The organism is Streptomyces sp. NPDC004266 (genome assembly GCF_042874095.1).
In the GTDB taxonomy this organism is placed as follows: Bacteria; Actinomycetota; Actinomycetes; order Streptomycetales; family Streptomycetaceae; genus Streptomyces.
In genome coordinates, this window is the sequence record NZ_JBIAMM010000006.1 from 236506 (window position 1) to 245825 (window position 9320).

Annotated in this window: 8 protein-coding genes; 3 read left to right on the forward strand and 5 right to left on the reverse strand. The window is 72.4% G+C overall.

Features of this window, described 5'->3' with window-relative positions; genetic code table 11:
- Positions 1 to 55: 55 nt before the first annotated feature.
- Together ACFYUZ_RS17165 and ACFYUZ_RS17170 are read right to left on the reverse strand one after the other, a co-directional pair.
- Positions 56 to 1108: an AI-2E family transporter gene (locus tag ACFYUZ_RS17165; protein ID WP_389310290.1), complete on the reverse strand. Its 1053-nt coding sequence runs from the start codon at positions 1106 to 1108 to the stop codon at positions 56 to 58.
- A 165-nt stretch (positions 1109 to 1273) separates the two neighbouring features.
- Positions 1274 to 2083, reverse strand: a complete 810-nt coding sequence (locus tag ACFYUZ_RS17170; RefSeq protein WP_389309872.1) for a TSUP family transporter — start codon at positions 2081 to 2083, stop codon at positions 1274 to 1276.
- An 84-nt stretch (positions 2084 to 2167) separates the two neighbouring features.
- Here ACFYUZ_RS17170 and ACFYUZ_RS17175 point away from each other — a divergent pair, with 84 nt between their 5' ends.
- A complete protein-coding gene (locus ACFYUZ_RS17175; protein WP_389309874.1) occupies positions 2168 to 2935 on the forward strand; it encodes an AraC family transcriptional regulator in 768 nt (255 codons plus the stop codon).
- A 13-nt stretch (positions 2936 to 2948) separates the two neighbouring features.
- Here the strand turns inward: ACFYUZ_RS17175 and ACFYUZ_RS17180 are convergent, their stop codons facing one another.
- Positions 2949 to 4223, reverse strand: a complete 1275-nt coding sequence (locus ACFYUZ_RS17180) for an RICIN domain-containing protein (RefSeq protein WP_389309876.1) — start codon at positions 4221 to 4223, stop codon at positions 2949 to 2951.
- A gap of 123 nt (positions 4224 to 4346) precedes the next feature.
- Positions 4347 to 5528, reverse strand: coding sequence for an alginate lyase family protein (locus ACFYUZ_RS17185; protein ID WP_389309878.1), 1182 nt, complete (start codon positions 5526 to 5528; stop codon positions 4347 to 4349).
- A 256-nt stretch (positions 5529 to 5784) separates the two neighbouring features.
- Here ACFYUZ_RS17185 and tpx point away from each other — a divergent pair, with 256 nt between their 5' ends.
- Positions 5785 to 6285 carry a thiol peroxidase gene (tpx, locus tag ACFYUZ_RS17190; protein WP_389309881.1) on the forward strand — a complete coding sequence of 167 codons (501 nt, stop codon included), beginning with the start codon at positions 5785 to 5787 and terminating at the stop codon, positions 6283 to 6285.
- Between the two features lie 96 nt (positions 6286 to 6381).
- Here the strand turns inward: tpx and ACFYUZ_RS17195 are convergent, their stop codons facing one another.
- Positions 6382 to 6792 (reverse strand): Fur family transcriptional regulator, encoded by a 411-nt coding sequence (locus ACFYUZ_RS17195; protein WP_389309883.1) that lies wholly within the window; start codon positions 6790 to 6792, stop codon positions 6382 to 6384.
- A 199-nt stretch (positions 6793 to 6991) separates the two neighbouring features.
- Here ACFYUZ_RS17195 and katG point away from each other — a divergent pair, with 199 nt between their 5' ends.
- Entirely contained in the window at positions 6992 to 9217 is a 2226-nt protein-coding gene (gene katG / locus ACFYUZ_RS17200) for a catalase/peroxidase HPI (RefSeq protein ID WP_389309886.1), read from the forward strand.
- The last annotated feature ends 103 nt before the right edge of the window (positions 9218 to 9320 follow it).

The following is a 9320-nucleotide window of genomic DNA, read 5'->3' on the forward strand; positions in this document are numbered from 1 at the left end:
GCGGGGAGAGTAGAGAGGCCGTCCCTCCGGCGCAAGACCCCCCGCGCGGGCGGACTCAGGTGCGCGCGTCCCGGAGCGCCGTGCGGACCGCCCACGCCACCGACACCAGCGGCACCGCCACCACCGCACCCACGACACCCGCGGCGATCGAGCCCGCGACGACCGAGATGGCCACCACCAGCGGGTGGAGCCGTACCGCCCAGCTCATGACCAGCGGATGGAGCAGGTGCCCCTCGATCTGACCGATGACCACGATCAGGGCGATGACGATGCCCGCCACCAGCGGCCCCTTCGAGGCGAGGGCCACGACGGCGGCGATCGCGAGGGCGATCGGCGAGCCGATGAGCGGGACGAAGGCGGCGAAGAACTCCAGGAGGGCGAGGGGCACCGCCAGCGGGACCCCGAGGGCCCAGAGGGCGATGCCGACGAGGACGGCGTTCGTCCCGGCCACCAGGACGATGCCGTGCGTGTAGCCGGTGAAGGTGCTCCAGGCCGCGCGCCCCCCGATGCCCACCCGGCCGCGCACCGATCTCGGCAGCTGTTCCTGGAACCAGGACCAGTGCCGGTCCCCCGAGTGGATGAAGAACACCGAGGAGAACAGGCCGAGGGCCAGTGTGGTGAGGACGGCGACGACGTGGCCGGCTCCGCTCACCGCCGTGCTGAGCAGGGCCGACCGGTGGCTGGAGAGGTAGTCCCCGATCTTGGCCTGGAGGTCGGAGAGCGTCCCGGGGTCGAGGCGGAACGGCGGCCGCTCCAGCCAGTCCTCGATCCGCCCGACGCCCGCCCGGAACTCGCGCACGAGCGTCGTCCGCTCCCCCGCGACCGCCTCGCCGACCAGCGCGAGCACCCCGAGGACGAGCAGGATGCTGCCGATCAGGGTGAGGCCGACGGCCAGCGGGCGGGGCAGCAGCCGGGCGACCAGGTCGGCGACGGGCCGGAGCAGCGCGGTGATCACCAGGCCCAGGAAGACGGCCACCCCGATCTCGTGGAAGCGCCCGAGCACCGCGAACAGGCTGTAGACGAGGAGGCCGACGGCGAGCAGCCGCCACGCGTAGGCGGCGGCCGTGCGGAGGAAGGGGGAGACCGTCGGGGGTGTGCCTGGCTGCATGGCCATCGACGTACCACCGCCGGCTCACCGCACCACCCCCGAAGCCCTGGATTCGCCCGACCCGGGCGCGGCATTCGGCCGTCCGGCGAGCGCGGGCGCACGGCGCGGCGGCTCCCCGGGTGTCCGGCGACGCCCCGGCTCCCCCGCCCCGCCCGCCGGGCGGGCTCAGCCGCCGGTGAGGAGCATCGCGAGGGCCACCAGGCCGAGCAGCGCGAGGTACGCGCACGCGTGGACCCGGTCCGGGATCCGGGGCGGGCGGCGGCGGAGGACGGCGATGACCGGCAGGGCGCCCAGGAGCAGTGCTCCCGCCGCGTACGGATCGACCAGCCCGACCAGGCCTGCGCCGGTCGCGGCGGCGGCCCGGGGCGGGGAGGCGGCGAGGGATACCACGACGGCCGGGAGCGCCACGGCGAGGGTGAGCGGGTTGGCCAGCGCGGTCGCGATCCGCATGGGGTGACCGGCCCGGCGCAGGGCGGGGACGGTCATCACGCTGCCGCCGACGCCGAGGAAGGCGGCGACGGCGCCGATGGGGGCGCCGGCGCCGGCCGGCAGCGGCCGCGGGGCCCGCGCCGGCCGCGCGCCCGGCGGGGTCGCGGTGCGGAGGAAGCCGGGGCGCAGCAGCAGGTCGAGGGCGGTCAGGGCGGTGTACGCGACGAACGCCCAGCGGGCGAGGGCCGGCGGGGCGAAGCGGGACGCGTACGCCCCGGCGCAGGCGCCCGCCGCGAGCAGCGGCAGCAGCGCGCCGCTGCCGCGCAGGGCGAGGAGCACGGGCCGCGGGGTGACGGCCGTGGCGAAGGCCGCGTTCACCACCATCACCAGGGCCGAGGTGGCGGTGGCCACCGGCAGGGCCGCCGTGCCGAGGGCGGCGTCCGCCCACACCACGACCGGGACCGCCACGAACCCGCCGCCGAACCCGAACAGCACCGTCGTCGCTCCGGTGAGGAGCCCGATCGCCATCAGCGTCACCACGTCCATGGCTCAAGATCACCAGGTGGTCCGGGGTTCCCGCATGCGATGGTCGGCGGGATTCCTTCGCGTCCCGGCCGGTACGGTGACCCGGTGAGGAACATCCCGCTGGACGACGTCGACCACCTGGACCGGGCGGTGCTGCCGATCGGCACCGACTACGCGGCGGGGCAGGTCCTGGACTGGCACGAGCACCGGCGGGCGCAGTTCCTCTACGGGGCGACCGGCGTCATGGTCGTCGAGACCGCCGACGGCACGTGGACGGTCCCGCCCGAGCGGGCGGTCCTGATCCCGGCCGCCACCCCGCACCGGGTCCGGATGCTGGGGGTGAGCACCCGCAGCCTGTACGTGGAGCCGGGCGCCGTTCCGTGGTGGCCGGCCCGCTGCACGGTGGTGGACGTGCCGCCGCTGCTGCGCGAACTGCTGCTCGCGGCGGTCGAGTTCCCGCCCGACTACGGCCTGTCGGGGCGGGAGGGCGTCATCGCGACGCTGCTGCTGCACGAGATCGCCGCGCGCTCCCCGCTCCCCTTCCACGTCGCGATCCCCGCCTCCGGCGACCTCGCGACGCTGTGCCGGGAGTACCTGGCGGCTCCGGACGCCGCCGTCACCAACACCAACTGGGCGGCCAGGTCCGCCCTGAGCGAGCGGGCGTTCACCCGGCGCTTCCGCGCGGAGACGGGCGAGAGCCCGGCCGTCTGGCGGTCCCGTGCCCGGCTCCTCGCGGCCGTGCCCCTGCTGCGCGCCGCGACCGTCACCGAGGTGTCGGGCCGGCTCGGGTACGCCTCTCCGGCCGCGTTCACGGCCGCGTTCACGCGGACGTTCGGCACGCCGCCGTCCCGCTTCCCGGCGGGTCGGGGCTGAAGCCGACGTCACGTCAACGGGTCACCGTCCACTTCTGGTTGGCGCCTCCGGAGCAGGTCCAGATCTGGAGCCTGGTGCCGTTGGCGGAGCTGTTGCCGGTGGCGTCCAGGCACTTGCCGGACTGCGGGTTCACCACGTCCCGGGCGGAGCCCGTGGTCCAGCGCTGGGCACCCGTGCCGTTGCACTCCCACAGCTGGACGGGGGTGCCGTCGGCCGTGCCGGCGGAGGTCACGTCGAGGCACTTGCCGAGCGCGCGGACGGTTCCGTCGGCCGCGAGGGTCCACTGCTGGGCGGCGGTCCCGTTGCAGTCGTAGAGCTGGACGGGAGTGCCGTTCGCGGTGTTCGCGCCGGCCACGTCGACGCACTTGCCGCCGATGCCCGTGATCGGTCCGGCGGTGGCCGGGGCGTCGGCGGTGGTGACGCGGACGTGGTCGACGACGAGTTGGGCGGGGAAGACGGTGGAGCCGTCCGGGTCGCCGGGCCAGTAGCCGCCGACGGCGAGGTTGAGGATGAGGAAGAAGGGCTTGTCGAAGACCCAGGTCCGGCCGCCGAGGTCGGCGGGCGTGCGGGTCTGGTAGACCGTCCCGTCCACGGACCACTTGATCAGGTTGGGCGACCAGTCCACGGCGAAGGTGTGGAAGGCGTCGGCGAAGGCCTGTCCGCCGGGCAGGGTGTGGGCGGCGCCGATGCCTCCGGAGCCGGAGTAGCCGGGGCCGTGCAGGGTGCCGTGCACGGTGGACGGTTCGAAGCCGACGTTCTCCATGACGTCGATCTCGCCCGAGTTCGGCCAGCCGACCTGGCCGATGTCGTCGCCGAGCATCCAGAAGGCGGGCCACATGCCCTGGCCGCGCGGCACCTTCATGCGGGCCTCGACGTGCCCGTACCTCGTGGTGAACCTGCCGGCGGTGTTGAGCCGGGCGGAGGTGTACTCGCAGCGCCCGTACCAGCACTGGTGGTTGCCCGGGTTCTCCTTGCGGGCGGTGATCACCAGGTGGCCCTGTCCGTCGAGCGCGGCGTTGGCGTTGCCGGCCGTGTAGTACTGGCGCTCGTGGTTGTTGACGTTGTCGCCGGTCTCGGTCTGCCACCGCGTGCCGTCGACGGCGGAGCCCGCGGGGCCGTCGAAGTCGTCGGAGAAGGTGACGGCGGCGGTCCCGGCCACGGGCCGGAGCGCTTCACGCGGCTGGGCGGCCGGGCCGAGCGCCGCGACGGCCAGGGCGAGGGCGAGGGCCGTCATGGCGGAGGACAGGGGGCGCAGTCGTGAGCGCAGTCGTGAGCGGGAGGAGGTCATGGGGGTTCTCTTCCGTCGGCTGTGGGGGGTGCGGCGGGACGGTCCACTTTGCCGCCCTCATGATTTAAGGAGTGAGGGAAGGGGTCGTCAAGACGCGTGACGCCCCTTCCGACTCCCTTGGCTTCAGCGGGGGTTGGCCGCGTGGGTGAGGGTCTCCCAGGCGACGAAGAGGTTGTTCGTGCCCGCGGGCCGGCCCCCCTCGGTGAGCTTCTGGGTGTTCGTCATGGCGTACCCCATGCGACCGTGCAGCGCGTTGAAGCCGACCTCGGTGACGGGTCCGAGGCGGTCCTTGAGGGTGCCGCCGCAGAGCCAGGACGGGACGGGCTCGCCGAGTTCGTACCTGGCCTGGAGGCCGAGGGCGTGGCGCAGCCGGTCGGCGACCTCGGGGTAGAGGTCCTGGCCCTGGATGCGGCTCGTCTCGGCGATGTGCGAGATCGCGGACAGCCCGTAGCCGGTGTGGGTGAGGTCGCGGCAGGTCTCCTGGGTGAGGCCGTCGACGAAGGTGGTCTGTCCCTGCCAGTACCGGACGAGCTCGTCGCGGGTGTCGAGCCCGCTGCCCGGCGCGGCCTTCGGCAGGGCGCCGTCGCCCGTGAGGTAGATGTACGCGGGGACGCGGCCGCGGAACTTGGCGACGGCCTTGTCGTAGGCGGCGCGGTCCTCCAGGAAGACGGCGATCCCGATGGCCGCCTCGGTCATGCTGAGCTCCCAGTTGCCGTTGGACTGGGAGCCGTTGGCCACCTCGGGGAGGTAGACGTTCCTCAGCATGCCCTTGAAGCGGTCGACGCGGGCCTGCGGCCAGCCGGTGTAGGTGTACCGGATGATCTCGGCTGCCCGCGGCCAGGAGGAGCCGGCCCAGCCGGTCTGGAGGGGCGCGTTGGAGTTGGTGTGGTCGGTGATCACGCCGGACCAGGCGTCCATGATCTCGATCGCCTTCTCGGCGTACCGGCTGTCGCGGGTGACGTACCAGGCGAGGGAGAGCGTGTACGCGGCGAGGGCGTCCTCGCGTTCGTCGGTGCAGCCGTAGTTCGGGTTCGAGTACGAGCCGCACTCGACGACCGCCCGGGGCTTGGGGACCCGGGCGAGCGAGGCGTACTTGCTCACCGTCATCTGGTCGAAGGCGCCCTTCCAGGGCTGCGCCCCGGCGAGGACCTTCTCCCGGGTGAAGTCGAGCTGCCCCCGGGAGACCAGGACGCCGGGGTGGACGAACGCGGCCGGGGCGGCTTCGGCGCGGCCGGCTCCGGGGGTGGCGACGAGTGCGGCCAGGAGGCCGGCGAGGACGAGGGGGGCGGTGAACCATCTAGTCATGAGGCTACCCCTAATTCACGTACGTGAACGAGTGACGGTTGTCGAGGCTGGAACCTAAAGGTCTGAACCAGTGGCGTCAAGAAGGGGCGTTCACGTCTGATCGGCCTCAGGCACGGCTCACCACCCCCACCAGCAAGGATCCACCGTTCAAGGTTGTGAATCCTTCAGGGAGCGTCACGGCGGCCCGTGTCGTCGGGGCGGGCCCGCCTTCCGTACGATTCCCCCCGTTGCCACTCATACGTCTGAAGGAGATCCCATGGCCCAGGTCACGCTGAAGGGCAGCCCCGTGCAGGTCAACGGCGCTCTGCCGGCCCCCGGCAGCCAGGCCCCCGACTTCACGCTCGTCGCCGAGGGGCTGGCGGACAAGACGCTGAAGGACTTCGCCGGCCTGCGCAAGGTCCTCAACATCTTCCCGAGCGTCGACACGCCGACGTGCGCCTCCTCCGTCCGTGCCTTCAACGAGAAGGCCGGGCAGCTGGACAACACGGTCGTCCTCTGCATCTCCGCCGACCTCCCCTTCGCCCAGGCCCGCTTCTGCGGCGCCGAGGGCCTGGAGAACGTCAAGAACCTCTCGACGCTCCGCGGCCGCGAGTTCCACACCAACTACGGCGTGGAGATCGCGGACGGGCCGCTCGCCGGCCTGACGGCCCGCGCCGTCGTCGTCCTCGACGAGAACGACACGGTGCTGCACGCGCAGCTCGTGGGCGAGATCGCCGACGAGCCCAGCTACGACGAGGCGCTCGCCGTCCTGAAGTAGTCCCCGGCGGTTCCCCGCGGTCCTCTCCGACGCGGGTCACGACAGGAGCCCTCCACCGACACCGGTCGGTGGAGGGCTCCTGTCGTGTCACCGCGCTCAGGCGCAGTCCGGGCAGCGCCCCCGGTAGACCACGTCCGCCTTCGAGACCTCGAAGCCGAACCGCTCCGTGGGCGGGAGAACCACGAGCGGGTCCCCCGAGGGGCGGACGTCGCGGATGATCCCGCAGCCCGAGCAGACCAGGTGCTGGTGCGAGCGGTGCGCGTTCGGGTCGTAGCGCTTGGCCCGCCCGTCCATGGAGAGCTCCACGACCTCCCCGAGGGCGACCAGTTCACCGAGGGTGTTGTAGACCGTCGCCCGCGCGATCTCCGGCAGGCGCTCCACCGCGCGCGCGTGGACCTCGTCCGCCGTGAGGTGCACGTGCTCCCCGGCCAGGACCTCCGCGACCACGCGGCGCTGGGACGTCATCCGCCAGCCGCGCGCGCGCAGGCGCTCCAGCAGGTCACTCATGTTTCACCTCGGAGACATAGGCAGAATTGGGGTTCTTCTTGACTTGGACAACGTCCATTGTAGGATCGGTTTCGTAAATGGCCAAGGGACAGGAAGACTCCAGCACGGCGGGGAGAAGCACACGTGTCACCCGCGCCAGGCCCGTCCGCCGAAACGCACTTCCTGAGCACAGTGATCCGCCATGTCCGGAAGGATTCGCATGTCTGAGAACCACGAAGCGATCGTCACCGACCCGAAGGTGGAGGGCGCCGGCGGCTGCCCCGTCGCGCACGGGCGTGCCGCCCACCCCACCCAGGGCGGCGGCAACAGCCAGTGGTGGCCGAACCGGCTGAACCTGAAGATCCTCGCCAAGAACCCCGCCGTGGCCAACCCGCTCGGTGAGGACTTCGACTACGCGGAGGCCTTCCAGGGCCTCGACCTGCCGGCCGTGAAGCAGGACATCGCCGAGGTCCTGACCACCTCGCAGGACTGGTGGCCCGCCGACTTCGGCCACTACGGCCCCTTCATGGTCCGCATGGCCTGGCACAGCGCCGGCACCTACCGCATCAGCGACGGCCGGGGCGGCGCCGGCGCCGGCCAGCAGCGCTTCGCGCCGCTGAACAGCTGGCCGGACAACGGCAACCTGGACAAGGCGCGCCGCCTGCTGTGGCCGGTGAAGAAGAAGTACGGCCAGAGCATCTCCTGGGCCGACCTCATGATCCTCGCGGGCAACGTCGCCCTGGAGTCGATGGGCTTCGAGACCTTCGGCTTCGCCGGTGGCCGCGCGGACGTGTGGGAGCCCGACGAGGACGTCTACTGGGGCCCGGAGACCACCTGGCTCGGCGACGAGCGCTACACCGGCGACCGCGAGCTGGAGAACCCGCTCGGCGCCGTGCAGATGGGCCTCATCTACGTCAATCCGGAGGGCCCCAACGCCAATCCGGACCCGATCGCCGCGGCCCGCGACATCCGCGAGACCTTCCGCCGGATGGCGATGAACGACGAGGAGACCGTCGCCCTCATCGCCGGCGGCCACACCTTCGGCAAGACGCACGGCGCCGGTCCGGCGGACCACGTCGGCGCGGACCCGGAGGCCGCCGCCCTGGAGGACCAGGGCCTCGGCTGGAAGAGCACCTTCCGCTCCGGCAAGGGCCCCGACGCCATCACCTCCGGCCTGGAGGTCACCTGGACCACGACGCCGACCCAGTGGGGCAACGGCTTCTTCAAGAACCTCTTCGAGTACGACTACGAGCTCACCAAGAGCCCGGCCGGCGCCCACCAGTGGGTCGCGAAGGACGCCGAGGCGATCATTCCGGACGCGTACGACCCGGAGAAGAAGCACCTCCCGACGATGCTCACCACCGACCTGTCGCTCCGCTTCGACCCGGTCTACGAGCAGATCTCCCGGCGCTTCTACGAGAACCCGGAGGAGTTCGCGGACGCCTTCGCCCGCGCCTGGTACAAGCTCACCCACCGCGACATGGGCCCGATCGTGCGCTACCTCGGCTCCGAGGTCCCGTCCGAGGTGCTCCTCTGGCAGGACCCGCTGCCGGAGCGTTCGGGCGAGCTCGTCGACGCCGCCGACATCGCCTCGCTCAAGGAGAAGATCCTCGGCTCGGACCTCACGGTCACGCAGCTGGTCTCCGCCGCCTGGGCCGCCGCCTCCTCCTTCCGCGGCAGCGACAAGCGCGGTGGCGCCAACGGCGGCCGCATCCGCCTGGAGCCGCAGCGCAACTGGGAGGTCAACAACCCGGACGAGCTGGCGCAGGTGCTGCGCGTCCTGGAGGGCGTCCAGGAGTCCTTCAACTCCGCCCAGACCGGCGGGAAGCAGGTCTCCCTCGCCGACCTCGTCGTCCTCGCGGGCGTCGCGGCCGTGGAGAAGGCCGCCGCGGACGCCGGTCACACCGTCGAGGTGCCCTTCACCCCGGGCCGCGTGGACGCCGCCCAGGAGCAGACGGACGTCGAGTCCTTCGCCGCCCTGGAGCCCGCCGCGGACGGCTTCCGCAACTACCTGGGCAAGGGCAACCGCCTGCCGGCCGAGTACCTGCTCATCGACAAGGCGAACCTGCTCACCCTGAGCGCGCCCGAGCTGACCGTCCTCGTCGGCGGTCTGCGCGCCCTGGGCGTGACCCAGCCGCAGTCCTCGCTCGGCGTCCTCACCGAGACGCCCGGCAAGCTGACGAACGACTTCTTCGCCAACCTGCTGGACCTGGGCACGGAGTGGAAGTCCACCTCCGCCGACCAGACCACGTTCGAGGGCCGTGACACGGTCACCGGCGAGGTCAGGTGGACGGGCAGCCGCGCCGACCTGGTCTTCGGCTCCAACAGCGAACTGCGCGCGCTGGCCGAGGTCTACGCGAGCGACGACGCGAAGGAGAAGTTCGTGAAGGACTTCGTGTCGGCGTGGGACAAGGTGATGAACCTGGACCGGTTCGACATCGCCTGATCCTCACCGCGACACCGGGCCGGGCCCGGGGGGGGGCCCCCCCCCCCCGCCCGCCCCCCGCCCCCCCGCCCCCCCGCCCCCCCCCCGGGGGGCGCCGCCCGCG

Bases quoted from the DNA above. Each gene is read 5' to 3' on its own strand.
- ACFYUZ_RS17195 (WP_389309883.1), bottom strand. From the start codon at position 6,792: ATGAGTGACCTGCTGGAGCGCCTGCGCGCGCGCGGCTGGCGGATGACG.
- ACFYUZ_RS17165 (WP_389310290.1), bottom strand. From the start codon at position 1,108: ATGCAGCCAGGCACACCCCCGACGGTCTCCCCCTTCCTCCGCACGGCC.
- ACFYUZ_RS17185 (WP_389309878.1), bottom strand. From the start codon at position 5,528: ATGACTAGATGGTTCACCGCCCCCCTCGTCCTCGCCGGCCTCCTGGCC.
- tpx (WP_389309881.1), top strand. From the start codon at position 5,785: ATGGCCCAGGTCACGCTGAAGGGCAGCCCCGTGCAGGTCAACGGCGCT.
- ACFYUZ_RS17180 (WP_389309876.1), bottom strand. From the start codon at position 4,223: ATGACCTCCTCCCGCTCACGACTGCGCTCACGACTGCGCCCCCTGTCC.
- katG (WP_389309886.1), top strand. From the start codon at position 6,992: ATGTCTGAGAACCACGAAGCGATCGTCACCGACCCGAAGGTGGAGGGC.
- ACFYUZ_RS17170 (WP_389309872.1), bottom strand. From the start codon at position 2,083: ATGGACGTGGTGACGCTGATGGCGATCGGGCTCCTCACCGGAGCGACG.